23 protein-coding genes are annotated in these 24,092 nt (G+C 60.9%); 12 read left to right on the top strand and 11 right to left on the bottom strand.

Annotated features, from left to right (window positions below; translation table 11 throughout):
- Positions 1-4: 4 nt before the first annotated feature.
- Complete coding sequence (locus tag ACR0AC_RS14560; RefSeq protein ID WP_170454127.1) at positions 5-613, top strand: DUF308 domain-containing protein; 609 nt, start codon at positions 5-7, stop codon at positions 611-613.
- A 102-nt stretch (positions 614-715) separates the two neighbouring features.
- On the opposite strand, the gene ACR0AC_RS14555 is transcribed toward ACR0AC_RS14560, so the two are convergent.
- The 5 genes from ACR0AC_RS14555 to meaB form a co-directional block, all read right to left on the bottom strand.
- Complete coding sequence (locus ACR0AC_RS14555) at positions 716-1,207, bottom strand: copper chaperone PCu(A)C (protein ID WP_480874311.1); 492 nt, start codon at positions 1,205-1,207, stop codon at positions 716-718.
- A 43-nt stretch (positions 1,208-1,250) separates the two neighbouring features.
- Positions 1,251-1,601 carry a hypothetical protein gene (locus ACR0AC_RS14550; protein WP_480874308.1) on the bottom strand — a complete coding sequence of 117 codons (351 nt, stop codon included), beginning with the start codon at positions 1,599-1,601 and terminating at the stop codon, positions 1,251-1,253.
- A gap of 406 nt (positions 1,602-2,007) precedes the next feature.
- A complete protein-coding gene (rpmB, locus tag ACR0AC_RS14545) occupies positions 2,008-2,295 on the bottom strand; it encodes a 50S ribosomal protein L28 (RefSeq protein WP_170454133.1) in 288 nt (95 codons plus the stop codon).
- 191 nt (positions 2,296-2,486) lie between these two features.
- Positions 2,487-3,620, bottom strand: coding sequence for a Hint domain-containing protein (locus ACR0AC_RS14540; RefSeq protein ID WP_170454135.1), 1,134 nt, complete (start codon positions 3,618-3,620; stop codon positions 2,487-2,489).
- 155 nt (positions 3,621-3,775) lie between these two features.
- Positions 3,776-4,753 carry a methylmalonyl Co-A mutase-associated GTPase MeaB gene (meaB, locus tag ACR0AC_RS14535; RefSeq protein ID WP_170454137.1) on the bottom strand — a complete coding sequence of 326 codons (978 nt, stop codon included), beginning with the start codon at positions 4,751-4,753 and terminating at the stop codon, positions 3,776-3,778.
- A gap of 123 nt (positions 4,754-4,876) precedes the next feature.
- Here meaB and hrpB point away from each other — a divergent pair, with 123 nt between their 5' ends.
- The 3 genes from hrpB to ACR0AC_RS14520 all read left to right on the top strand — a co-directional run bounded on the left by hrpB (position 4,877) and on the right by ACR0AC_RS14520 (position 9,522).
- Positions 4,877-7,339, top strand: a complete 2,463-nt coding sequence (gene hrpB, locus ACR0AC_RS14530; RefSeq protein WP_480874304.1) for an ATP-dependent helicase HrpB — start codon at positions 4,877-4,879, stop codon at positions 7,337-7,339.
- 155 nt (positions 7,340-7,494) lie between these two features.
- Positions 7,495-7,971, top strand: coding sequence for an NUDIX hydrolase (locus ACR0AC_RS14525; protein ID WP_480874302.1), 477 nt, complete (start codon positions 7,495-7,497; stop codon positions 7,969-7,971).
- Positions 7,972-8,043: 72 nt separating this feature from the next.
- Complete coding sequence (locus ACR0AC_RS14520) at positions 8,044-9,522, top strand: inorganic phosphate transporter (RefSeq protein ID WP_480580357.1); 1,479 nt, start codon at positions 8,044-8,046, stop codon at positions 9,520-9,522.
- An 11-nt stretch (positions 9,523-9,533) separates the two neighbouring features.
- On the opposite strand, the gene ACR0AC_RS14515 is transcribed toward ACR0AC_RS14520, so the two are convergent.
- Complete coding sequence (locus tag ACR0AC_RS14515) at positions 9,534-10,508, bottom strand: 2-dehydropantoate 2-reductase (protein WP_480874298.1); 975 nt, start codon at positions 10,506-10,508, stop codon at positions 9,534-9,536.
- Between the two features lie 68 nt (positions 10,509-10,576).
- Positions 10,577-11,545: a pirin family protein gene (locus ACR0AC_RS14510; protein ID WP_170454147.1), complete on the bottom strand. Its 969-nt coding sequence runs from the start codon at positions 11,543-11,545 to the stop codon at positions 10,577-10,579.
- 285 nt (positions 11,546-11,830) lie between these two features.
- On the opposite strand from ACR0AC_RS14510, the gene ACR0AC_RS14505 reads away from it, so the two are divergent.
- Both ACR0AC_RS14505 and ACR0AC_RS14500 read left to right on the top strand, forming a co-directional pair.
- Entirely contained in the window at positions 11,831-12,319 is a 489-nt protein-coding gene (locus ACR0AC_RS14505; protein ID WP_480874294.1) for a twin-arginine translocation pathway signal, read from the top strand.
- Between the two features lie 15 nt (positions 12,320-12,334).
- The gene (locus tag ACR0AC_RS14500; RefSeq protein WP_480874292.1) at positions 12,335-12,922 is read left to right on the top strand and encodes a ferric reductase-like transmembrane domain-containing protein; all 588 of its coding nucleotides are present in this window, start codon (positions 12,335-12,337) and stop codon (positions 12,920-12,922) included.
- Here the strand turns inward: ACR0AC_RS14500 and argF are convergent.
- Both argF and ACR0AC_RS14490 read right to left on the bottom strand, forming a co-directional pair.
- On the bottom strand, positions 12,919-13,845 hold the full coding sequence (gene argF / locus ACR0AC_RS14495; RefSeq protein ID WP_480874289.1) for an ornithine carbamoyltransferase: 927 nt from the start codon (positions 13,843-13,845) through the stop codon (positions 12,919-12,921). The two genes, ACR0AC_RS14500 and argF, sit on opposite strands and share 4 nt — an antisense overlap.
- 75 nt (positions 13,846-13,920) lie before the next feature.
- Positions 13,921-15,108 (bottom strand): acetylornithine transaminase, encoded by a 1,188-nt coding sequence (locus tag ACR0AC_RS14490; protein WP_480874288.1) that lies wholly within the window; start codon positions 15,106-15,108, stop codon positions 13,921-13,923.
- Positions 15,109-15,401: 293 nt separating this feature from the next.
- Between ACR0AC_RS14490 and ACR0AC_RS14485 the strand changes: the two genes are divergently transcribed.
- Positions 15,402-16,292, top strand: coding sequence for a DMT family transporter (locus ACR0AC_RS14485; RefSeq protein ID WP_480874285.1), 891 nt, complete (start codon positions 15,402-15,404; stop codon positions 16,290-16,292).
- On the opposite strand, the gene ACR0AC_RS14480 is transcribed toward ACR0AC_RS14485, so the two are convergent.
- On the bottom strand, positions 16,274-17,077 hold the full coding sequence (locus tag ACR0AC_RS14480) for an ABC transporter permease (protein ID WP_480626868.1): 804 nt from the start codon (positions 17,075-17,077) through the stop codon (positions 16,274-16,276). The two genes, ACR0AC_RS14485 and ACR0AC_RS14480, sit on opposite strands and share 19 nt — an antisense overlap.
- A gap of 128 nt (positions 17,078-17,205) precedes the next feature.
- Between ACR0AC_RS14480 and ACR0AC_RS14475 the strand changes: the two genes are divergently transcribed.
- The gene (locus tag ACR0AC_RS14475; RefSeq protein ID WP_170454159.1) at positions 17,206-17,781 is read left to right on the top strand and encodes a GcrA family cell cycle regulator; all 576 of its coding nucleotides are present in this window, start codon (positions 17,206-17,208) and stop codon (positions 17,779-17,781) included.
- A 26-nt stretch (positions 17,782-17,807) separates the two neighbouring features.
- Complete coding sequence (locus ACR0AC_RS14470; protein WP_480874282.1) at positions 17,808-18,431, top strand: NUDIX hydrolase; 624 nt, start codon at positions 17,808-17,810, stop codon at positions 18,429-18,431.
- 8 nt (positions 18,432-18,439) lie between these two features.
- Here ACR0AC_RS14470 and ACR0AC_RS14465 read toward each other — a convergent pair whose 3' ends face one another.
- The gene (locus tag ACR0AC_RS14465) at positions 18,440-19,516 is read right to left on the bottom strand and encodes a T6SS phospholipase effector Tle1-like catalytic domain-containing protein (protein WP_170454161.1); all 1,077 of its coding nucleotides are present in this window, start codon (positions 19,514-19,516) and stop codon (positions 18,440-18,442) included.
- A gap of 186 nt (positions 19,517-19,702) precedes the next feature.
- Between ACR0AC_RS14465 and ACR0AC_RS14460 the strand changes: the two genes are divergently transcribed.
- From ACR0AC_RS14460 to ACR0AC_RS14450, 3 genes are all read left to right on the top strand, one after another.
- Positions 19,703-19,999 carry a hypothetical protein gene (locus ACR0AC_RS14460; RefSeq protein ID WP_480874278.1) on the top strand — a complete coding sequence of 99 codons (297 nt, stop codon included), beginning with the start codon at positions 19,703-19,705 and terminating at the stop codon, positions 19,997-19,999.
- Positions 20,000-20,109: 110 nt separating this feature from the next.
- Positions 20,110-20,838, top strand: a complete 729-nt coding sequence (locus ACR0AC_RS14455; protein WP_480580327.1) for a dienelactone hydrolase family protein — start codon at positions 20,110-20,112, stop codon at positions 20,836-20,838.
- Between the two features lie 79 nt (positions 20,839-20,917).
- A complete protein-coding gene (locus ACR0AC_RS14450) occupies positions 20,918-23,998 on the top strand; it encodes a valine--tRNA ligase (protein WP_480874275.1) in 3,081 nt (1,026 codons plus the stop codon).
- Positions 23,999-24,092 lie beyond the last annotated feature (94 nt).

Genomic DNA, 24,092 nt, shown 5'->3' with positions numbered 1-24,092 from the left:
TGTCATGACAGACCAAGATCCCCGAACCGGTGAAATCATGGACGAAGGCAGCATGGCGGGCCGCGACATGCTGAGCGCGCAATTGGCCAGCCTGTGGTGGACCTTTCTGCTGCGCGGGGTGCTGGCCGGGGCTGTGGGCATCGCCGCCCTGTTCTGGCCCTCGGGCAGTATCGCCTTGTTGCTGAGGCTGGTGGGGGCGTTGCTGATCCTGGATGGCGCGTTGACATTGTTCGGTGTTGGGCGTCGGGGGCTGCTGGGCGGGGCCGCCATTGGCGGTGTTCTGATCGGTCTGATCCTGATGATCTGGCCCGAAGGCACCGTCAAACTGGCGTTTTTCCTGTTGGGGGCTTGGGCGCTTATCATCGGCATCGGTTCATTGGCGGCAGCCGGTCAGATGCACGAACGCGACCCACAGCGCGGCTCGATGCGCGGGTCGGGGTTTGCTGCACTGATTGTCGGGTTGGTGTTGATGATCTGGCCCGCCATTGCGCTCGTGGCGCTGGGATGGGCCATCGCGTTCTCGGCCCTGGCCATTTCAGCCGTCATGGTCTGGCTGGCGATACGTTTTCGCAATGCCAAAAGTCGCGTGGGACTAAAGACGGTGAACCGCTGAACACATACTCACCGACACCGGCCAAAAACGACAACAGGCCGGGCATCGCCCGGCCTGTCGCATGGATGACGGCCGCGGAGCGGCCCGAAGACAGGCGACGTCTTAGTTCGACTCCGATCCGTGCTCGTGCTTATGTTCGTGGCCGTGCTTATCCTGCCGCTCCAGATCGACCGGAACCTCGATCACAATCTCGCCCGCTTGTTCGAAAACCAGCGTGACCGGAACCGTCGCGCCCTGCTCGAACGGCTCTTTCAGACCCATAAACATGACGTGGTCACCACCACGTTTCAGCATGTGCATTTCACCCGCCGGGATGACAAAGCCCTCCTCGACATGGATCATCTGGGCGACCCCGTCATCGTTGATCTTGTGCGTATGCAACTCGACCCGGGCCGATACATCCGAGGTGACACTGACCAGACGGTCATCCGTGTCGCCGGTGTTCTTGATCATCATGAACGCCGCCCCCGCCTTGGCGGCCTTGCCTGCAGACCGGGCGTAGGCGTCGTCGACAACAATTGTGCCCTCGGCAAGGGCAGGACCAGCCAGAATGGCGGTTGCAAGGGCAGCAAACAGAGTGGTTTTGAGGGACATCTTACGTCTCCTTTTTCTTGAGATTTGAGTCTTTTGGAAAAAGTCAGACGATCGAAGGAGGCGCGCGCGCCGGTGTTTGCGGAACAGGCGGTGCAATCAGGCTTTCTGAGGCCCGCAAAAGGGGCAGCATTTCGGGCAACGGGGCTTGGGGCAAAGACGGCTGCGCAATCGCAACCGCCCCCAGCAGCGTCAGCGCATAGTCAGGACAATAGTGCGGGGGGGCCGTCGGTTGCCCGTTCTCGTCCATGTAAACGACAACCGGCCCGTTTCCGGTGCACAGCACCATTTGACCCACAGCCTTGTCCACGCCCCGAGAGACGGCGACACCCTGCCCGGTCAGAACCACAAACAGGCAAAGCACAATGGGGAACAGGCTATGAACAGCAGATCTCATCCTGATCCGCATATAATTCACAGAACGAAAACGCTTCAAGCGCCAAAGGGTCGCGCTTGAAGCGGATCTTAGTAGTCCAGCCCGGGCCGTTTGACGGTGCCCTTGGTCAGGCTGGTGTGGGAATGATTCACCCGACGCTGCATACGGGTACAAGCCAAGTATGCCTTTTTGAAAACACTGGTAAGCAACAGAAAAATATAGAAACTTTTAAATGACATCGGACGGCCCCCGCCAGAAGAATATCCCAACGGTACGTCGCGCCCGCCTGACTGTATGTGAACTAGTTCACGGTTCGGAGATTTTAGTTCCAAATCGTCAACAATAGCGCCACGCCAGAGCACCCCTAACACAGAAAAACCCCGCACCAGACTGGTACGGGGTCAAGAATGCTTGGCAGTGGAAGCAATCAGGCCGAGGCTTGCGCCTTGGCGATTTCCTTCTTCACTTTCAGCGCGTTCGCCGACAGATCTTCGTCCTTGGCTTTGGCCAGGAACGCGTCCAGACCACCGCGGTGGTCAACCGAACGCAGAGCAGCAGCCGAGATGCGCAGCTTGACGCCACGGCCCAGAGCTTCGGACTGCAGGGTGACGTCGTTCAGGTTCGGCAGGAAACGACGCTTGGTTTTGTTGTTGGCGTGGCTGACATTGTTGCCAGTCATCGGGCCTTTTCCGGTCAGTTCGCAACGGCGCGACATGGTTTCTTCCTTTGTTTCTGGAGGCCGGGCAAAATGCCTGCGGCCAAATCACAAGGGGCGCAACCCGAAGTCGCGCCCGAAAACTGGTTGGATGCGTGTAGTGGGAATCGCAGGAAGGGTCAAGACAGCCAGCACGAATTCTTTGCACTATGTCGGCAGGCATTGCCCGGCCCCAAGAACCTGTATCGGGATCAAGGGCGCTGCAACAGGGGTTTGTTGTTTTTCAGATGCCGTGCCACCAGTTTCATCTGATGCCGCCCCTTGGGCACAAAGCGCGCCAGATCCGACTGGTGGTTTATGTCCGCCAGTTCCGGGAATATCCCGAAAATCTCGGCCCGCGCGTCGCGGCTGAGGGATTTCAGCGCCTCGGGGCCGGTGAAAAGGCTTTCGGTCGGTGCGCCTTCAGCTTCGATGATTTCATGCCGGTCGAAGAGAAGGTGAAAATACTCAACCTCCTGCACCTCTTGGTCCACAAAAATACCGGGCAGCGCAGTCAGTTTGATCGCGGGGATCAAAACCTCGGCCGCGCCAAACATCCGTTGGGCGATCTCGGACTGCACCAGCATCCTGTGTTGCCGCGACACCAAAAGGTCCCGGTCCGGCACCCCTTGCCCCAAGGCACCGGCCAATATCCGAACCGGACGCAGCTTGGGGTCACGCTCCATCGCCGCCAGGTCGAACCGCCTTCTGCCCGCCCAGCGGATAGCCTGCAGCCCATTGCCAATGGTGAGAACCATGTCACCGGTCGCTAGGGTTTGAATAGGGCGGTTCCCCTGATCCGTCCGGATCAGGGTATCGCGTGTGAAACAAGGGAAGCCGGCCCCGTTTTCGAACGCCGAATATGTGACAGTCGTGCCCGATGGCAGCGTAAACGATCCGCTGGACAGGGAATAACTGGTCCCTGCCACAACCGTGATCGTCCCGAATGTGCTGTCATTGATCACCGTACCTTCCGGCAGGTTCAGCGTATCGGTGCCCCCGCCGCCATCAATCGAACCCGATACGGTTGAACTTTGAAAGTCCAGCGTGTCGTTGCCATTGCCCAGATTGATGTTCGAGATGTCCGATCCGCGCACAATGACGGTATCGGCCCCGCCTCCGCCGCCCACGGTTCCCACGGTACTGCCGGTGACTGTGATATCGTCATCACCGCCCCCACCGCCTACGATGCCAACAACCGTGCTGTTGGTGACCGTTATCTCGTCATCACCGCGTCGGCCGCGAACGTTGTCAATCGGCGTTCCCTGCGGCGTGCCGTTCAACGTCCCGTTGTCATCGGTGACGTCGATTATGTCATTGCCATTGGTGCCGCGAATATTGGGCATGGTCGGCAGTTCCCGTCTGTCAGCTTAGCACCAGACAAAACCGCCGGGGCCAAGACCGTTTAAAATCAATGTAAAAAGCAACGTATCAACACATTGCGTTCAGACTACACCGACAACCGGTCCCTAGCCAAGCGTTGCGCGCAAGGGCGGCCGGGTCAGTCCGCCGCCAGGGCGGTCAGCATCTGCCGCGCCGCAACCGAGGGGCTGAGCGTGCCTGCGCCGACCTCAGTGCTCAGCCGGTCCATTTCGGCGCGGGCCGAGGGCGTGTCCAGCCGGGCCAGCAGGGCATGCCGAACCTCCTGATCGAACCAGTACCGCGCTTGCGTTGCCCGGCTTGCGGCCCAATACCCCTTGTCGCGTCGCCATTGGCTAAGGGCCTGCATCTCGTCCCAAGCCTGATCCAGCCCATGTTCTTCAACCGCAGAAACGGTCATGGCCTTGGGAAACCCCTCGGGGTCCTGAGGTCGTTTTCGCAGCAGCCGCAGGGCCCCTGCATAATCGGCGCAGGTGCGCGTTGCCGTGGCCTTCAGATCGCCATCCGCCTTGTTGACCAGAATGATATCCGCCATCTCCATGATGCCGCGCTTGACGCCCTGCAACTCGTCCCCGCCAGCCGGGGCCAGCAGCAGCAGGAACAGATCAGACAGTTCGGAGACCACCGTCTCGGACTGACCGACGCCGACGGTTTCGATCAGCACAACGTCATTCCCTGCCGCCTCGCACAGCGCAATGGCTTCGCGGGTGCGACGCGCGACGCCGCCCAGATGACTTTGACTGGGTGAGGGGCGGATGAACGCGTTTGGCTCGCGGCTCAGGCGTTCCATCCGGGTCTTGTCGCCCAGAATCGAGCCACCCGACCGGGCCGAACTGGGATCTACCGCCAGAACCGCGACGCGCAGACCCTGACTGATCAGCATCATGCCGAAGCTTTCGATAAACGTGGATTTGCCGACACCCGGTGTGCCTGACAGACCAATCCGCAGCGATTGGCGGCCAGATTTGGCGAGGTAGGCCAAAAGCTCGGACGCCTGTGCCCGGTGATCGGCCCGGATGCTTTCGACCAGAGTAATCGCACGCGCCAAAGCACGGCGTTCGCCCTGCAAAATCCTCTCACCCAGTTCAGCAATATCCATGCGTGCGACCCTTTTGGAATTTTGCCCTAAATGAAGGGTCGGAACCCTGTTTGTCCAGAGCACTTATGCGTGGTTCCCGCCGGGCCTTCTGGACCTTGCCGCAAGCTTTGGCGATAAGGCGACATGACCCGACTGCCTATCGATGACGCCCTGCCCGAACTGCTCTCGGCCCTGACCGACCATCGCCGTGCGGTGTTGCAGGCTCCACCGGGCGCGGGGAAAACCACGCGCGTGCCGCTGGCCATGCTGCAGGCCGGGCTGTGCGACGGCAGGATCGTGATGCTGGAACCCCGCCGACTGGCCGCGCGTGCCGCCGCCGAACGGATGGCTGAAACGCTGGGCGAGCGTGCAGGCCAAACCGTCGGTTACCGCGTGCGCGGTGACGCCAAGGTCTCAAAACAGACCCGGATCGAGGTCGTTACCGAAGGCATCCTGACCCGGATGCTGCAATCCGACCCGGACCTGCCCGGGGTCGGAGCCGTGATCTTCGACGAATTCCACGAACGCTCGTTGAATGCCGATCTGGGTCTGGCGCTGTGTCTTGAAGTTGCAGGGGCGCTGCGTGACGATCTGATGTTGGTGGCCATGTCCGCAACACTGGATGCCGAGCCCGTCGGGCAGTTGATGGACGCCCCGTTGGTGACATCCGAAGGGCGCAGCTATCCGGTCGAAACCCGTTGGCTGGATCGGCCTTTGGGCACCCAAGCCCGCCGTTTGGATGCGCTGTGCGATCTGGTTGAAGCCGCAGTGCACGAGACTCGCTCAACAGGCGGCGGTGTGCTGGTCTTTTTACCTGGCGAAGGGGAAATCCGGCGGGCTGAGGCTGCTCTGACGCGACGCTTGCCGAAGGACTGCGTTCTGAGACCCCTGTTCGGTGCCCTGCCCTTTGCCGCCCAGCGCGCGGCCATTGCTCCGGTTGAAAACGGGCGCAAAATCGTACTGGCCACCTCAATCGCGGAAACATCGCTGACGATTCCCGATATTCGCGTGGTCGTGGACATGGGACAGGCGCGCCGGGCACGGTTCGATCCGGGCTCGGGCATGTCGCGTCTGGTAACCGAGCGGGTCACTCGGGCCGAGGCAACCCAACGCATGGGCCGCGCCGGGCGTGTGGCTGAGGGCGTCTGCTACCGGCTGTGGTCCAAGGGGGAAGAGGGAGCGCTGGCCGCCTACCCGCCTGCCGAAATCGAGTCGGCAGACCTGACCGGATTGGCGTTGGAGCTGTCCCTTTGGGGTGCGGATGCTGGCGATCTGGCCTTTCTGACGCCGCCCCCAGAAGGCGCGTTGACCGAGGCCAGAAGCCTGCTTGGTATGCTGAATGCCATCGACGGCAAAGGACGGATCACCGATCACGGGCGTCATCTGGCGGCTCTGCCTTTGCATCCGCGTCTGGGGCATATGCTGGTAAGCGCCCGGGCCCAGGCCGCGCCGCTTGCCGCCTTGCTGGCCGAGCGGGACCCGCTGCGTGGCGCTCCGGTCGATTTGGCGTTGCGGTTAGATGCAATACGGGACCTGCGCGCGTTTCAAAGGGGGAAGCCCTGGCAGGTGAACGTGGGCGCGCTGGACCGGATCAAGGCCGAGGCAAAACGCCTGCGGGCCGTCGCCCCACCCCAGACCGACACCCAAAGCCCCGCCGCGATGGCGGCCTTGGCCTATCCCGACAGGATCGGACAGCGGCGCAAAGGCGATGCGCCGCGATATGTGTTGTCAGGTGGCAAAGGGGTTATTCTGGAAAACGACGACACACTGGCCGCAGCCCCCTATCTAGTTGTGCTCAACACCGACGGAAACCCGCGCGAGGCACGGGTTCGGATGGCAGTTCAGATCTCGGAACGTGAGATTCGCGATCAATTCGGCGATCAGATTCGTTGGGTCGACAGTTGCGTCTGGTCCAAACGGGATCGTCGCGTCGTCGCCAGACGGCAGGAGCAATTCGGCGCGATCACGCTTGGGGATCGTATCTGGAAGGACGTGCCTGAAGACGCGGTGGCTGGGGCCATGCTAGACGGCGTGCGCGATCTGGGGCTGCACCTGGACGGAGCCGCCGCCCGCCTTGCCGCACGGGTGGAACTGGTGCGCGTGGACGGGGTCGATTTGCCCGATTTCTCGGTGGACGGCTTGATGAACGCGCTTGAGGATTGGCTGCTGCCGATGCTCACCGGCGTCCGCTCGGCCGAAGACTGGAAACGGTTTGACCTGTTGCACGCCCTGCGCGCCCGTCTGGACTGGACGCAAACGCAGGAACTGGACCGGCGCGCGCCGGGTTCGTTTGTCACGCCTTTGGGTCGCAAAGTTCCCATTGATTACAGTGGCGCAGCCCCGGAAATTGCGGTGCGCCTTCAGGAGCTTTTTGGTGTTACTCAGCACCCGGTTGTCGGGGGCACCCCGTTGAAGATCACCCTGCTCTCCCCGGCGCAGCGGCCCATTCAGATCACCCGCGACCTGCCCGGTTTCTGGGCCGGGTCCTACGCGGACGTGCGCAAGGACATGCGTGCGCAATACCCGAAACACCCCTGGCCCGAAGACCCAACGCAGGCCGATCCGACCCTGCGCGCCAAACGCAGGCATGGCCAGTCGAAAGGCTGAACCAGCCCGATGCACGGCTATACCCCACAAAAAGTCACATATTTTCGCCAAAACAGGCTAAAATTCACCGAAACTTTACGATTTCATTGAAATTACCTGACGTAATTGTTACCTCAGCCGCTCTGAAAGACCTGGGCTTATTTTAGACTGTGCCAATGACACACTGGTTTCGAAACATCTGGGAAGAGGTCGCAAGACCCCTGTTCCTGCGCCCGCGTCGGGTGCAGTTCGCTGCCATGTGCACACGTCAGACCGAAACCGGGATGGAAATTTTGTTGATCACCAGCCGCGACACCGGCCGCTGGGTCATCCCCAAAGGCTGGCCCATCGATGGGCTGGACGGGGCGGAAACGGCTGCTCAGGAAGCGTGGGAAGAGGCTGGCGTCCGGTCCGAGGCGGTCCGGAAAGAGCCGGTCGGTCACTACACCTATGACAAGGTCCTCAAAGACGGGTCTGCACAACCGGTTCTGACAACAGTCTACCATGTCACCGTGGCAGAATTGTCCGAGGATTTCCCCGAAGCCGATCAGCGCACCCGCAACTGGGTCTCACCCGAAACGGCGGCCACCCTGGTTGCCGAGCCGGAATTGCAGTCATTGCTGGCGAAATGTAACGAGATTGCAAAAATTTGATGACAGACACGTTGCCCTGCTGTCCGTAAACCGATAGCGGCCTGTGATCGCATAGATGATCTGATCGAGCCAATGTCGAATACACAATCCAAAGCCCGCTGGCAGTCGCTGGACACCGACCTCCACCGTATTTCGCGCGTCGAAACCGCGAACTCTCATGTCGCGCGCCCGCTGCTGGGACCCGGTCTGGCACTGGCCTTCATGGCATTGGCCGGACTGACGGCTGCGGTCTTTTTCGGGCGCTTTGACGGGGGCCTGATCGTCGTCGCTGCGGCAGCCTTCGGGGCGTATATGGCGATCAATATCGGCGCAAACGACGTGGCCAACAACATGGGGCCCGCGGTCGGGGCCAACGCACTGACCATGGGCGGAGCAATTGCCATCGCCGCTATCGCCGAAAGCGCTGGCGCGCTGCTGGCAGGGGGCGATGTGGTCTCGACCATATCCAAGGGCATTATCGACCCGATGTCGGTGCAGAACAGCAACGTGTTTATCTGGGCCATGATGGCCGCGCTGATCTCATCTGCGATGTGGGTCAATCTGGCCACATGGGTCGGTGCGCCGGTTTCGACGACCCATTCGGTTGTGGGCGGGGTGATGGGCGCCGGCATCGCCGCCGCAGGGATGAGCGCCGTCAACTGGAGCACCATGAGCGCGATTGCCGCAAGCTGGGTGATCTCTCCGGTTCTGGGCGGATTGATCGCAGCCGCCTTTCTGGCGCTGATCAAGGCCAAAATCCAATACCAAGACGACAAGATCGCCGCCGCCCGCCGCTGGGTGCCCATCCTTGTGGCGCTGATGGCCGGTGCGTTTGCCACCTATCTGGCCGTCAAGGGCCTGAAACGGATCGTCAAGATCGAACCCGAGACCGCCCTGCTGATCGGCTTGGCCACTGGTGCGCTGGCGTGGTCGGTCACCGTGCCATGGGTCAAACGAAAATCCGAAGGGCTTGAGAACCGCACGCGGTCGCTTAAAACACTGTTCGGCCTGCCGCTGGTGATCTCTGCCACGTTTCTGAGCTTTGCGCATGGGGCAAATGACGTGGCCAACGCTGTTGGCCCCTTGGCCGCGATCGTACATGCGGCAGAGTTCGGTGATTTCGCCGCCAAGGTCTCTATCCCGATCTGGGTCATGGTCATCGGCGCGTTCGGGATCTCCTTTGGTCTGTTCCTGTTCGGCCCGAAACTGATCCGGATGGTTGGCAGCCAAATCACCAAGCTGAACCCGATGCGCGCCTTTTGCGTGGCCCTGTCTGCCGCGATCACGGTTATCGTTGCAAGCTGGCTGGGCTTGCCGGTCAGTTCGACCCACATCGCGGTGGGGGCCGTGTTCGGTGTTGGGTTCTACCGCGAATGGCACTCGGACCGGCGCTGGAAACAGTCGAACCTGCAACGCCCCAGCGAAAAGCGACTGGCGCGCGAAGAACACCAAAGGCGCAAGCTGGTGCGGCGGTCGCATTTCATGACCATTGTTGCCGCGTGGGTCGTCACCGTACCGGCAGCGGCGACCATGTCTGCGTTGATCTTCTGGGTCTTGACAGCCTTCGCGTGAGGCCAGAGCCGTCAGGGCCGGATTTGATCCGGTGTCAGCCGGGTCGAAGGCTGTTGCAGGATCAGGTCTGAAACGCGCGTGCAAATCGGTGTCGGCACCCCGGTTTTCTGACCCAGACGCATGATCTCACCCTGCAGCGAGTCGATTTCCGTCGGCCGACCCTCCATCAGGTCATAGGCCATCGAGGTTCGCGCCGCCGGATCGATGGTCAGCATTTTGGACGCGATGCGGGTGAACAGAGGCGTCGGCAGGCGCAGAATGTGCGGCGTCATCCCGGCAGGCAGCGGGGTGGTCGAGGCAACTGGCTGGCCCGCCGCTTTCAGAACGGTCAAAGCCTCGACCATCTGGTCGGCCATCAGACGCCGCCAGTTGCGATCCGTCAATTGATCCACCAGCGTCAGACCTGACAGCGCATTCAGGGCGTTGTTGAGGTTGATCACCAGTTTGCCCCACTGAACCGCCTCGATCCGGTCGCTTTCCGAGACGGGCAGGTCCGGGCTGCTCAGCCGCGCCGCCAAACCGCCGGGGCCGCCTTCGATAACAATGTCGCCCGAAGTCGCCCGGTGATAGGCCCCCGGATCGGTCGGCACCACGTTGAAGGGCACCATCCCGGCGCGAACGTCATAACCGGGCAGGATGTCTTTCAGGACGCGCGCGTTCTCCATCCCGTTTTGCCAGGACAGGACGGGGATGTTTTGTGCAGCGTTCGACGCAATCAACTCGGCCATTTGGGACGTGGCCCCGGATTTCACGGTCACGATGACAAGCTCGGCCTCGCCCAGACAGGCGGGGTCTTCACTCAACACAAGGGCCTCAGCCGACACAGTGCGGCGCAGCCCGGTGAAATCGGTGACTGTCAGACCATCTTTCCGGACCGGGTCCAATACGCGCGCGCGCCCCAGCAAGGTGACCTCATGCCCCGAGGCGGCAAGCAAAGCCCCGCAATAGCACCCGATACTGCCAGCGCCTGCGACGACAATTTTCATGGCGATCCCTCCGTTCAGGGAAGGATCACAGCGTTACGGGGGCAGAACAACCCTGCCGCCGTATGACGTCACGTTCGACGCGCGAGCCGAGGCTTGGTGCGTTCCAGATCCTCGGAAATCGAAATGAATTCCTGATCGTCACCGGGCGGCAGGTGAAAGGCGCCGTTGGCCCAATCAGCCGTCTTCCATTCCCGCGTCGCAGTTTCGATCTTTTCCTTCGAAGAAGAGACGAAATTCCACCAGATATAGCGATCTTCATTCAAAGTCGCGCCACCCAGAAGCATCAGCCGCGCGCCCAAAGGCCCTGCCTTGACGGACAGCTTGTCGCCGGGGCGAAAGACCATCATGCGCCCGGCCTCGAACGCATCGCCCGCGATCTCAACCGAACCTTCGGTGACATAGACGCCGCGGTCCTCGTGGTCGTCGGGCAGAGGGAAGGACGCGCCGGGATCAAGCTGGACATCCAGATAGAAGGTCTCGGACATCATGGTCACCGGGCTTGTTTCGCCGTAGGCCGAGCCAAGGATCAGCCGCGCGGTGACGCCGGTATCTTGAATACAAGGCAGCGCACCCTGTTTGTGATGTTCGAAATCCGGGGCCATATCCTCATGCTGTTCCGGCAGCGCGATCCAGGTCTGAATGCCAAACAGGCTGTTTCTTTTGCCGCGCGTTTCGTCGCTTGTGCGCTCGGAATGCGTCACCCCGCGCCCGGCGACCATCCAGTTGACCTCGCCGGGGTAGATCATCTGATGCGTGCCAAGGCTGTCGCGGTGTTCGAACTCGCCCTTATACAGGTAGGTGACAGTGCCCAGACCGATATGCGGATGCGGTCGCACGTCGATGCCGCCTTCAGTGATGAATTCCGCCGGACCCATCTGGTCGAAGAAGATAAACGGGCCGACAAGCTGTCGCTGAACCGATGGCAGGGCGCGACGCACCTCGAACCCGCCCAGATCGCGCGCACGCGGGATGATCAGAGTATCCAACGCCGGGTTTTCGGACACGCATTCGGGATTGTGGGTCGGATTCCAACTCATTTCTCTTCTCCCTCAAGAAGCGGCCACTGCACCGCATTGTGTTCATGAGTGCAAATATATACCGCAAAACAAGTAGGGAAAGCGCACGAGCGCACAGTGCCCGTGCAAGCCGATGCCGAAGCGGCCGCCTCGACCCAACCGCTCACACAGGCGTGAGGAGAATCCTGCCGAATACTAAAGGGTAGAAACTCGGAATCCAGCTTGGGTGTGCTATGTTTAGCCATCGATTGCGCCTGAATGGTTGGATCACACAAGGTCGCCGCAGGATCGATAGGAGCGTTATTCATGACCCGTATACTGATGACACGTCGAACCCTTATCGCAACGGGTGCAGCAGCTGCGGTCGGCGTTGCAGTCCAAAGCCCAAACCCGGCGCGTGCAGCAGGTCTTGCCCCCACGCCATCGATGCGGGGCGGGTCGAACAATTACCGCCCCGGCGCACCGATCGTCAAACGGATTGGCGGCGGCGGCTTCTGGATGACCGGAACAGTGCGGCGCGCTGGTGATGGGGCACCCCTGCCCGGTCAGCGCATCCAGATCTGGGCACATACCACCGAAGGGCACGAGCGCGATCCGCACAGCCATGGGGCAACCCTGACCGACGCCAATGGTGAATTCCGGCTGGAAATGCCGCAGATCGTGCCCGCCTTTGGCCAGCCACACGGGCATCTGGCCTATGACAGTGGCGACTTCGAAACCGTGTTCCTGCGCCCGGTCATGTCCAGTGCAAGGGACAAAACCCTTGCGGCGCATTTCGTCCTTCAGCCCGTCTGAAGCGTGATCCGCAGCTTGGCAATCTGGGGGGCGCTGACGGCTGCCTTGCTTGTTCCGCTGATTGCAGCGGCGTCCAGCCCGTATCTGCAATGGCGTGACCCCATCTACATTACCGCCGGGTTCGCGGGTGTTCTGAGCATGGGTCTTCTGTTGCTGCAACCACTTCTGGCAGCCAAGGACCTGCCGGGACCGTCGCCCGTGACCAGCCGACGCTTGCATCGTGCGCTTGGAATAATACTGGTCTTGGCCATCCTGATCCACGTGATCGGGTTGTGGATTACAAGCCCGCCGGATGTCGTCGATGCCCTTCTCTTTACATCGCCAACTCCGTTTTCGGCATGGGGCGTGATTGCGATGTGGGCCGCATTTGGGGCCGCTGTTCTGGGCATCTGCCGGGCGCGCCTGAACCTGCGGTTTCGCCTGTGGCGGTTGAGTCATACGGGGCTGGCGATGATTACAATTCTGGGCAGCGTGATCCACGCCATGCTGATCGAAGGCACGATGGAGATCATGACCAAGACCGCTTTGTGCGTTCTGGTGGTACTGGCGAGCGCCCGGGCGCTCACCAAATTGCGGGTGTGGGATGTCAGGCGGCGGGCCTAGACGCCGAGACACCACCGCATGATCGACTTCTGCGCATGCAGGCGATTTTCAGCCTCGTCAAAAATGACCGAGTTCGGGCCGTCCATCACCTCGGACGTGACTTCTTCTTCCCGGTGCGCCGGCAGGCAATGCATGAACAACGCGTCGGGCTTGGCATGCGACATAAGCTCGGCATTGACCTGATAGGGGCGCAGCAGGTTGTGGCGGCGTTCCTTGGCCGATTGGGAATCGTGCATCGAGACCCATGTATCGGCAACGATCAGATCCGCGCCTTCGACCGCTTTGTACGGGTCCCGTTCCACTACGATCTTCGAGCCTTTCTGGCGAGCAAACCCCATGAATTCTTCCTCGGGATCGAACTGCGCGGGGCCGGTGAAGGTCAGGTCAAACCCGAACTGACCGGCAGCGTGCAGAAACGAGGCGCAGACATTGTTGCCGTCCCCGGTCCAGACCACCTTTTTGCCTTTGATCGGGCCGCGATGTTCCTCAAACGTTAACACGTCGGCCATGATCTGGCAGGGATGGGTACGATCGGTCAGGCCGTTGATGACGGGCACATCCGAGTATTCGGCCATCTCGGTCAGGATCGTTTCGTCGAATGTCCGGATCATGATCATGTCGACATAGCGCGACAGGACGCGGGCAGTGTCGGCGATGGTTTCGCCATGGCCCAGTTGCATGTCCTTGCCCGACAGCACCATGGTCTGACCGCCCATCTGCCGCACACCTACATCAAAGGACACGCGCGTCCGGGTCGACGGTTTTTCGAAGATCAGGGCGACCATGCGGTCCTTGAGCGGTTGTTCGTCGTCCAGTGCTGCCTTGGGGCGGCCCAGACGGGCCTGTTTCATTGCTGCGGCCTGATCGATCATGGCCCGCAGGTCACCCTGATCGGTCATGTGGATATCAAGGAAATGGTTCATATCGTTTCGCTTTTGGCTGATCGGCAGGTGGGGGCCAGCCCCCACACCCCCGGAGTATTTGGGAAAAGATGAAGATCAGGCGGTGGCAAGTTGGCCTTCGACCTGCGCGGCGGCTTTGTCCAGGCGGATGACAGCCTGCGCGATGTCGTCTTCAGTCAGCGTCAGAGGCGGCAGCAGGCGGATCACGTTATCGGCGGCAGGCACGGTAATAACCTGATTGTCGTAGCCTGCATTCACCACGTCCAGATTGGTCGCCTTGCATTTCAGCCCCAGCATCAGGCCAGAGCCACGGACCTCTTCAAAGACGTCCGGATGATCGGCGATCAAACCTTCGAGTTTCTGGCGCATCAGGCCCGCCTTACGGTTAACGCCTTCCAGAAATTCAGGGGTTGCGACGTGATCGATCACCGCGCATCCGACGGCGCAGCCCAGCGGGTTGCCGCCATAGGTCGAGCCGTGGGTGCCTGCGGTCATGCCGCTGGCGGCCTCTTCCGTGGCCAGCACCGCGCCCAACGGGAAGCCGCCACCGATGCCTTTGGCAACCATCATGATATCGGGCGTGATCCCCGCCCATTCATGGGCGAAGAGTTTGCCGGTGCGCCCGACGCCGCATTGGACCTCGTCCAGGATCAGCAGAAGCCCGTGTTCGTCGCAGATCTGGCGCAGGGCTTTGAGTTCCGCGTCGGGGACCGGGCGGATACCGCCCTCGCCCTGAACCGGCTCGATCATGATTGCGGCTGTCTGTTCGGTGATCGCATCGGTCACGCCATCCAGATCACCGAAGGTCAGGTGGACAAAGCCGGGCAACAGCGGGCCAAAGCCCTTTGTCATCTTCTCGGACCCCGCCGCCGCAATCCCGGCCGAGGAGCGACCGTGGAAAGAGCCGTCGAAGGTGATGATCTCGACCCGGTCCGGCTGGCCTTTGTCATAGAAATACTTGCGAGCCATTTTCACGGCCAGTTCGCAGGCCTCGGTCCCGGAATTCGTGAAGAAAACCGTGTCGGCAAAGCTGTGCTCGACCAGCTTGTCAGCCAGCGCCTGCTGCTGCGGGATGTGGTAGAGGTTCGAGACATGCCATATCGCCTCTGCCTGCTCGGTCAGGGCGTTGACCAGTGCCGGATGCGCGTGGCCCAGCGCGTTTACCGCGATCCCCGCGCCGAGATCCAGAAAACGTCGGCCATCCGCCTCGGTCAGCCAGGCGCCTTCGCCCTTCACAAAGGTCAGGGGCGCGCGGTTATAGGTCGGCAGAACGGACGGGATCATCGGATCATCCTTTTCGGGTAGGTTAAGCCCTGTGGTTGATACACAAGGGCCATGGTCGTCAACTGATTTGGTGGGGTTTGCGCGGATTTACAGCGCGCAATTGGATCAAACGGGCCGGTTACGCTGTGCGGCGTCGGCGTCGGAGGCGCAGGATATGTGCTGTTTTGATCATGGCCGGTCGTATAGCGGGATGTGCAGGATCTGAAAACCCCGAATCTGCGCTGATACCCGAAAGGCATAAGGCGCGGGTTTTCCCACTTGCCATTTCCCCGGATGTAACGCACCGCTTGGACATGACACCCACGCCCCAGAACCCGCCGCTTGCGGCTTTGCTGATCTTTGTCGCAAGCGCCCTGATCGCCGCCACGACGCTGTTGGCCAAGGCGTTGGGCACTGACACTTTGGGCCCGCCCTTGCACCCGATGCAAATCAGCCATGGGCGGTTTCTGTTCGCGTTTCTGGTGATCATCAGCGCTGTCGCCGTGCTGCGTCCCAGGCTTCGGCGGCCGCATTGGGGTTTGCACATTGGTCGCACCAGTTTTGGCTGGTTGGGGATCACGCTGATGTTTGCTTCGGTCGCTTACATCCCAATAGCGGATGCCACCGCGATCTCTTTCCTCAACCCCGTCTTTGCGATGGTGCTGGCCATCCCGCTGTTGAAGGAAGGTGTTGGGCCTTGGCGCTGGCTGGCCGCTGCGGTGGCCCTGACCGGGGCGCTTATTCTGCTGCGCCCGACGCCTGCAAGCTTTCAGCCCGCTGCGTTGCTGGCGCTGACGGCGGCGGCGGTGATCGGGATGGAGCTGATCTTTATCAAAAAGCTGGCGGGCCGGGAAATTCCGATTCAGATTCTGCTGGTGAACAATTCGATGGGTCTGGCCATTGCAACGGTCGCCGTGATCGCCGTGTGGCAGCCGCCTACACCTGCCCAATGGGCGGCGCTGGCTGGTATCGGAGGGTTGATGGCCTGTGCGCAGGCGTGTTTCGTCAATGGAATGGCGCGGGCGGATGCGTCATTTGTCGCCCCCATCAGCTATGCAACGCTGATCTTTGCTGCGCTTTACGATTTCGCGATCTTCGACGTGATCCCCGATGTCGTCAGTGTCATCGGATCCTCGGTCATCCTGACCGGGGCACTGATCCTGGTCTGGCGTGAAACACGGCAGCGTCAGGCCTTGAGCCGGTAACCGGTGCGCAGCATCTGCCAGGTGGCGCAACAGACGATCAACGTGGCCAACCCACACACCGCAAACCCCAAAACAGGTGCGCTGTCCGAGACACCGATCATGCCGTATCGCAACCCGTCGATCAGATAGAACACCGGGTTTACATGGCTGATCCGGTTCAGAAGCGGCGGTAGCGCCTCGACCGAGTAGAATGTGCCCGACAGGAAAGCCAGCGGGGTGACGATGAAGTTTGTGATCGCCGCCATCTGGTCGAACTTGTTGGCGAATATCCCGGCCAAAAGCCCCAGGGCCCCCATGAATGCGCCGCCCATGATGACAAAGATCAACGCGACCAGCGGGTGTTGCGGCACGATCCCCAACACCAAAGCCAGCGCAGCCGCAACGACACAGGCGATCAGCACGCCGCGCGCGATACCACCTGCCAGATAGCCCAGAAGGATCTCCAAAGGAGAGAGCGGCGGCATCAGAGTGTCGACGATATTACCCTGTACCTTCGAGATCACCATCGACGAGGACGTATTGGCAAAGGCATTCTGGATCACCGTCATCATCATGATGCCCGGGGCCAGAAAGGTCAGAAACGGCACACCCATGACGTCCGACCGGCTGGGGCCGATAGCGATGTTGAAGATCAGCAGAAACAGACCGGCGGTCACCAAGGGCGCCAGCAAGGTTTGTGTCCAGACCGCCAGAAAGCGCAGCGTTTCGCGTTGCGCCAGCGTATAAAGACCCATCCAGTTGACCGGACCAAACCGTGGTTCACTCTGTTCTGCGGGGCTCTGCATCATCTGACCTCAATCCGATTCGAAGACTGCTTGTAACTCGGGGCGCAGTGATTAGAATAGGGGGCTGACACGAATTCCCAAGGCGGCCCGAATCCGGGGCCGCTTTCCCGTTTTTTGAAAGGCAACCCATGTCCTGGACCGACGAGCGCGTAGAACTGCTGAAAAAGATGTGGGGCGAGGGCCAGTCGGCCAGTCAGATCGCCAAAGAACTGGGTGGCGTGACACGCAACGCGGTGATCGGCAAGGTACATCGTCTGGGCCTGTCGAACCGGGCAACCGGCGCCAGCCCGGCGAAATCCGAACCCAAGGAAAAACCGGCACCCGCACCCAAGGCCGAGGCCAAGCCCAAGCCTGCGCCCAAAACCGAACCGGCGCGCCCGGCCCCTGCCCCGGCGGCGGAAGCCAAACCGGCGGTTCCGGCCCGCCGTCAGATCATCCCTGCCGGTCAGCCATTGCCGCCGCAGCCCTCCGCCAACGAAATCAGCCCCGAGGCGCTGGCCAAGGTCAACGAGGTTGAGAAGAAGGCCAAGAAGCTGACGCTGATGGAGTTGACCGAGAAGACCTGCAAATGGCCTGTCGGCGACCCCGCGACCGATGATTTCTGGTTCTGCGGCCTGCCCGTTGAGGCTGGCAAACCCTATTGCGAGGCGCATGTGGGCGTGGCCTTCCAACCCATGAGCTCGCGCCGGGATCGTCGCCGCTAAATCCGATGCGCCAGGATCCGACTGCGATGGAGGATACCTGGCTTGCCCGGGCAAAAAGACTGCTGGCTCTGGCCGAAACCGGCCAGCATTTCACCAAAGACCCGTTCGACCGCGAACGCTATGACGAGATCGCCGACATGGCCCGCGCCATGCTGGCCGATCTGGGGCGCATCCCTCTGTCGGAACTCGACGGTTTGGTATCCGAACATGCGGGCGGCTACGCCACGCCCAGCATCGACATTCGAGGGGCCGTGATCCGCGACGGCCACATCCTGCTGGTGCGCGAGCGCAGTGACGGCAAATGGGCGATGCCGGGCGGATTTGCGGATATCGGAAGCTCTCCGGCGGAAAACATCGCGCGTGAAGTTTGGGAAGAGGCCGGATTGCGCGTTCGTGCACAGCACCTTTATGCGCTTCGGCACAAGGCACGGCACCCGTACCCGGCAGACATTCGGGATTTCTACAAGCTGTTCTTTCTGTGTGATGAGGCGGGTGCGGCCACACCGAAACCGGGACCTGAGACTAGCGACGTGGCGTTCTTTCCGATGAACTCTCTGCCCGATCTTTCTTTGACGCGGAACCTTGAACAGGACATTCAGGCGGCGTTCGAAGCGTTTCGGTCCCAACACCCCTCGGTACTGTTCGATTAAGCCGAAGGTTACTGCGCCGGATGTGACGGGAAATCCGGCATCGGCACCCAACGCGGCAACTCATCCGGCGCGACCGAGACATGCAGCCGTTCCGACCGATCCTTCCCCACTTTTCGATGCTTGCGCAGCAGGAAAATCTTGCCCCACCCGCGCCACGTGCCAACAGACGGCGCGTGGGCATTTGTGGGGAACCGGTCGCGCCACCCTTCGGGCAGCGGCAGACCGTGCATCTCGGCCTTATCCAGCATCCAGATCAGAGAGATATTGCTAAGCGGTCGCGCCTGCTCAAACCCGTTCAACTGGCCGCCCACATCGCCGTGGCTGCCGCGAAACCAGACCTGCTCGACATGGCCTTGAAAGTCGGGCGTGCATTTCCACAAGACGGGCTCAAAGACTTCGCGGGTCTCATCCAGCGCCATGGCGTGATAGCCGTGCCGGGTGGCGCGACCCAGATGATGGTTGTGAAAGGCATGCCGATCCTCGGCCCAGCGCCACAGCAGCGGCAGGCGTAGACCCAGTGCTTTCACCGTGTCCCACACGCCGATCATCTCGATAGCGATCTCGTCATGGCAAAACTGCTGTCGAAAATCCCGCGCCGCGGCGCCGCTGGGGTTGCACTCGTAATGACGGTAGGCCTGCTTGATATTGCGCTCGGTTGCGTGTTCGGCCTTGAGCAACCCGATCATGTCGATCACCCCGGCCAGGCTGCGCACCCCATAAGCCCCCCGCGAATAGCCGATGAAATAGATCCGGTCGCCCGGCTTGTACCGAGACGCCAGATACCCATACGCCCGGCGGATCTGCCGGTTGATGCCGCGCCCCATCATTACGTCCAGCGAAGACTTCCAGTTTTCCCACTGAACACCAGATTCGTAGAAGACCGAGACCTGACTTCCGGCCTCGCGGCACAGACGGTAGGTGTGACCGGCGTGGGTCTCAAACCCCGGCTCCAGCGTCGACATGGTTCCGTCAAGAATGATGACATGGCTGATCGGCTCGCGATGCGGCGTCTCGGCGGAATGCTCGGATCGCAATGGCCGTCCGAGCCATCCAAGAACCCTCCTACTCAACCGCGACAAATTCATCTTTCAGCACTTCCTATTCGTTTTGGGGTGTGGCGGACATTTCAGCCCGCTGCACCCTGTACGCCTTGGGCACGTCTCCGGCCGTATCTTCCAAGCGACCGGTGCGCCTGCCAAGCTGCCCCGGTCTCTGCCGCCGATCCCGAAGATACAGGTATCGCCAACACAACCGCCGGGGCAAACCTGATCATGGGTATCCCAAACGCCTGGGGCAAGGCACAGGCCATGAACGAAGGCGTGAGCCGTTGCCGATTGGCACCAAGGATCACGGCCAATCTCACCGCCGGATCGACAGCATCCCAAACCAGAGATTTCAAACGCGTTATGACCTTCATGACACTGAAACCATTAACAAAACACAAACAACACAACATATCAGACCAAAGCTATCACCTGAGCGTCGCAGCTACCCCAGATATGAGTTTTTGGGCAGCCGATCTGCTCGCGGTATTGCTATCTGAGTTACAATTTGTAGCAGATTGTTAGCGCATGGTCTGTGACGCGCCTCACGTTGCGAACCCACACCAAAGCAGCGATTTTCGGTACCCGTGCGCCCAAATGTTGCTGCGTTTCAGAAATCAGGTAGCATGCAAGCCATGGCTTGGACACATGACATCGTTTTCCCATTCACAGCCCCGCTGACCGGTGGGCAGAACACCACGCACGATGTTTATGTCGGCGGCAACGGCCCTCCGATCCTTATCCTTCAGGAATTGCCGGGCATCGGGCCTGAAACGCTGGATCTGGCAACCAAGCTGAACGCATCAGGGTTCCGCGTTTACCTGCCGCATTTGTTCGGCACCTATGGCAAGATTGAAATGGCCAAGAACGCCGCCCGGCTGTTTTGCGTGCGAAAAGAGTTCAACATCTTCGCAAGAGGCAAGCAAAGCCCCATCGCCGGATGGATGCGCGCCCTGACGCAAGAGATCAAGCAGCGCGAAAACAGCGCGGGCGTCGGTGTCATCGGCATGTGCCTGAGTGGCAGCTTCGCCCTGACGCTGATGGCCGAAGATGCCGTGGTGGGCGGTGTGGCCAGCCAGCCCGCCCTGCCCATTTTTGGCGGCAAGCACCTGCATATGAGCGCGCAGGACATCGCCGCAGCCTCGGCCGGTATGACGGCGAAAGGCCCCGGACTGGCAATGCGATACGAAGGCGACAAGCTGGCCCCGAAAAAACTGATGGACGCGTTGGAACGGGCCTTTGGCGATCTGCTGGAAACCAAGGAATATCCGGGCAAGGACCACTCGCTTCTGACCCTCGACTTCCACGAACCGGCCTATCAACGCGTCGATGCCTATTTCAAAGCCCGCTTTGGCATGACCTAGGCGCGCAGGCCCTTCCCCTTCCCGCGTCCATTCGCTATTGCAGGCGCTGACCCGAGATTGACGACGCAGGACGCACCCCATGGCGATGGAAAAGACATTCGACGCGGCCGAGGCCGAGGCCCGCATTTACAAGGCCTGGGAACAGGCCGGAGCCTTCAAGGCAGGCGCGAACAAATCGCGCGACGAAAGCTTTACCATCATGATCCCGCCGCCCAACGTAACGGGCGCTTTGCATGTGGGCCATGCGTTCAACAACACGCTGCAGGACATCCTGATCCGCTGGCACCGGATGCGCGGGTTCGACACGCTGTGGCAGCCCGGTCAGGACCACGCAGGCATCGCCACCCAGATGCAGGTGGAAAAGAAGCTGGCCGCCGAGCAACAGCCAAGCCGCCGCGAACTGGGGCGTGAGGCGTTTCTGGATAAGGTCTGGGAGTGGAAAGGCGAATATGGCGGCACGATCATCGAGCAGCTGAAGCGCCTGGGATCAAGCTGCGACTGGTCGCGCAACGCCTTCACAATGGCGGGCGCGCCACGCGACCCGCGCACGGGGCACGAAAATTCTCCGAATTTTCACGACGCGGTCATCAAAGTTTTTGTCGATATGTACAAAAAGGGCCTGATCTATCGCGGCAAGCGACTGGTCAACTGGGACCCGCATTTCGAAACCGCAATCTCGGACCTTGAGGTCGAGAATATCGAAGTCGCCGGTCATATGTGGCACTTCAAATACCCGCTGGCGGGTGGTGAAACCTATACCTATGTCGAGAAAGACGAGGACGGGAATATCGTGCTTGAAGAAGAGCGCGACTATATCTCCATCGCTACAACGCGCCCCGAAACCATGCTAGGTGACGGTGCGGTCGCGGTTCATCCGTCAGATGAGCGGTATGCGCCAATCGTTGGAAAACTCTGTGAAATCCCGGTTGGCCCGAAAGAGCATCGCCGTCAGATTCCAATCATCACCGATGATTATCCCGATCCTGATTTCGGCTCGGGCGCGGTGAAGATCACCGGCGCGCATGACTTCAACGACAACATGGTGGCCAAGCGTGGCGGCATCCCGATGTACCGCCTGATGGATACCAAAGGCGCGATGCGGGCCGATGGTGCGCCCTACGCCGACGAGGCTGGCAAGGCGCAGGAATACGCCCGTGGGCGCGCGTTCACCGAGAACGAGATCGACGCGATCAACCTCGTGCCCGATCACCTGCGTGGGTTGGATCGGTTCGAGGCGCGCGCGAAGGTCGTCGAAGAGATCACCGCTGACGGTCTGGCCGTCATGACCCGCGCCGACAACCCGGTTCTGGGCACCAAACTGGGCGAAGATGACGACCCGGCGGCGCTGGTCCCGCTGGTCGAGAGCAAGCCGATCATGCAGCCCTTCGGCGACCGCTCGAAAGTTGTGATCGAGCCGATGTTCACCGACCAGTGGTTCGTCGATGCTGAAAAGGTCGTCGGCCCCGCGCTGGATGCGGTCAAGGACGGTACGGTCAAGATCATCCCCGAGTCGGGCGAGAAGACCTATTACCACTGGCTGGAAAACATCGAGCCCTGGTGCATCTCGCGCCAGCTATGGTGGGGGCATCAGATTCCGGTTTGGTATGGGCCACGTGTGGTCGATATTTCCGATGAAGATGTAAATGGTTGGGAGTACGACTACCTCAACCCAGTACATTTTTGTGCGCCGACTATCGACGAAGCCAAGTCGAAGGCGATGGAGTACTACTACGCAAATGCTGGACCCGATGCCAAATGGGTCGGTGAAGCTCAGGATGCCATCCATGCGCATGATATGGGCGACGAAGCTGGATACATGCTTCCAGTTGCGTTGTGGCGCGACCCCGACGTCCTCGATACATGGTTCTCGTCCGGCCTCTGGCCCATCGGTACGCTGGGTTGGCCCGAGCAGACCGAGGATATGCAGCGCTACTTCCCCACGGATGTTCTGATCACCGGCTTCGACATCCTGTTCTTCTGGGTCGCCCGGATGATGATGATGCAACTGGCCGTGGTGAATGAAATCCCGTTCCACACCGTCTACCTGCACCAGCTCGTCCGTGACGAGAAGGGCAAGAAGATGTCCAAAACCACCGGCAACGTCATCGACCCGCTTGAGATCGTGGACGAATTCGGTGCCGACGCGCTGCGCTTTACCAATGCCTCGATGGCGGCGATTGGCGGCGTGTTAAAGCTGTCCAAAGAGCGCATCACCGGCTATCGCAACTTCGGCACCAAGCTCTGGAACGCCGTCCGCTTTGCCGAGATGAACGAGGTCTTCACCGACGCCGTGCCGCAACTGGACGTCGCCGACCTGAAACCCAAAGCTGCCGTGAACCGCTGGATCATCGGCGAAACCGCCCGCGTGCGCGAGGAGGTCGACGCCGCGCTGGAAAGCTACCGCTTCAACGACGCCGCCAACGGGCTCTACGCCTTTGTCTGGGGCAAGGTCTGCGACTGGTATGTGGAACTGTCCAAACCCCTGCTGCAAGGCGATGACGCCGAGGCGCAGGCCGAGACCCGCGCCACCATGCGCTGGGTTCTGGATCAGTGCATGGTCCTGCTGCACCCGATCATGCCCTTCATCACCGAGGAACTCTGGGGTCTGACCGGCGACCGCGCGAAAATGATCGTTCACGCCGACTGGCCGAGCTACGCCGCCGCTGACCTGATCGACGCGGACGCGGATCGTGAGATGAACTGGGTGATCTCGGTGATCGAAAACACCCGCTCGGCCCGTGCGCAGATGCGGGTTCCGGCGGGCCTCTATGTGCCGATGCTGGTGACGGAAATCGATGCAAACGGCCAATCAGCATGGGACCGCAACGAGACGCTGATCAAACGCCTTGCGCGGATCGACAGCCTGACCAAAGCGGATGAACTGCCCAAAGGCACGATCTCAATCGCCGCCCCCGGCGCGTCTTTCGGCCTGCCGCTGGCCGACATCATCGACATCGGCGCGGAAAAGGAACGGCTGGAAAAAGCCAAAGGCAAGCTGGCCAAGGAACTGGGTGGCCTGCGCGGGCGTCTGAACAACCCCAAATTCGTGGCTTCGGCCCCGGAAGAGGTGGTGGCAGAAGCCAAAGCCAACCTCGCCGCCCGTGAAGAGGAAGAGGCGAAACTGAACGAGGCGCTCGCCCGTCTGGCCGAAATCGCCTGATCTTCATCTTTTCGCAAATACTCAAATCCCGAACCCCGCCTCTCACCCGGCGGGGTTTTTTATGGGCGGCACGGCTTTCCCCTTGCTGATCATG

The organism is Ruegeria sp. H7 (assembly GCF_056532945.1).
This window is presented reverse-complemented; position numbering and strand designations above follow the sequence as displayed.

Coding starts and splice junctions, on each gene's coding strand:
- ACR0AC_RS14560 (WP_170454127.1), top strand. CDS start 5: ATGACAGACCAAGATCCCCGAACCGGTGAAATCATGGACGAAGGCAGC.
- ACR0AC_RS14555 (WP_480874311.1), bottom strand. CDS start 1,207: ATGTCCCTCAAAACCACTCTGTTTGCTGCCCTTGCAACCGCCATTCTG.
- ACR0AC_RS14550 (WP_480874308.1), bottom strand. CDS start 1,601: ATGAGATCTGCTGTTCATAGCCTGTTCCCCATTGTGCTTTGCCTGTTT.
- rpmB (WP_170454133.1), bottom strand. CDS start 2,295: ATGTCGCGCCGTTGCGAACTGACCGGAAAAGGCCCGATGACTGGCAAC.
- ACR0AC_RS14540 (WP_170454135.1), bottom strand. CDS start 3,620: ATGCCCAATATTCGCGGCACCAATGGCAATGACATAATCGACGTCACC.
- meaB (WP_170454137.1), bottom strand. CDS start 4,753: ATGGATATTGCTGAACTGGGTGAGAGGATTTTGCAGGGCGAACGCCGT.
- hrpB (WP_480874304.1), top strand. CDS start 4,877: ATGACCCGACTGCCTATCGATGACGCCCTGCCCGAACTGCTCTCGGCC.
- ACR0AC_RS14525 (WP_480874302.1), top strand. CDS start 7,495: ATGACACACTGGTTTCGAAACATCTGGGAAGAGGTCGCAAGACCCCTG.
- ACR0AC_RS14520 (WP_480580357.1), top strand. CDS start 8,044: ATGTCGAATACACAATCCAAAGCCCGCTGGCAGTCGCTGGACACCGAC.
- ACR0AC_RS14515 (WP_480874298.1), bottom strand. CDS start 10,508: ATGAAAATTGTCGTCGCAGGCGCTGGCAGTATCGGGTGCTATTGCGGG.
- ACR0AC_RS14510 (WP_170454147.1), bottom strand. CDS start 11,545: ATGAGTTGGAATCCGACCCACAATCCCGAATGCGTGTCCGAAAACCCG.
- ACR0AC_RS14505 (WP_480874294.1), top strand. CDS start 11,831: ATGACCCGTATACTGATGACACGTCGAACCCTTATCGCAACGGGTGCA.
- argF (WP_480874289.1), bottom strand. CDS start 13,845: ATGAACCATTTCCTTGATATCCACATGACCGATCAGGGTGACCTGCGG.
- ACR0AC_RS14490 (WP_480874288.1), bottom strand. CDS start 15,108: ATGATCCCGTCCGTTCTGCCGACCTATAACCGCGCGCCCCTGACCTTT.
- ACR0AC_RS14485 (WP_480874285.1), top strand. CDS start 15,402: ATGACACCCACGCCCCAGAACCCGCCGCTTGCGGCTTTGCTGATCTTT.
- ACR0AC_RS14480 (WP_480626868.1), bottom strand. CDS start 17,077: ATGCAGAGCCCCGCAGAACAGAGTGAACCACGGTTTGGTCCGGTCAAC.
- ACR0AC_RS14475 (WP_170454159.1), top strand. CDS start 17,206: ATGTCCTGGACCGACGAGCGCGTAGAACTGCTGAAAAAGATGTGGGGC.
- ACR0AC_RS14470 (WP_480874282.1), top strand. CDS start 17,808: ATGGAGGATACCTGGCTTGCCCGGGCAAAAAGACTGCTGGCTCTGGCC.
- ACR0AC_RS14465 (WP_170454161.1), bottom strand. CDS start 19,516: ATGAATTTGTCGCGGTTGAGTAGGAGGGTTCTTGGATGGCTCGGACGG.
- ACR0AC_RS14460 (WP_480874278.1), top strand. CDS start 19,703: ATGGGTATCCCAAACGCCTGGGGCAAGGCACAGGCCATGAACGAAGGC.
- ACR0AC_RS14455 (WP_480580327.1), top strand. CDS start 20,110: ATGGCTTGGACACATGACATCGTTTTCCCATTCACAGCCCCGCTGACC.
- ACR0AC_RS14450 (WP_480874275.1), top strand. CDS start 20,918: ATGGCGATGGAAAAGACATTCGACGCGGCCGAGGCCGAGGCCCGCATT.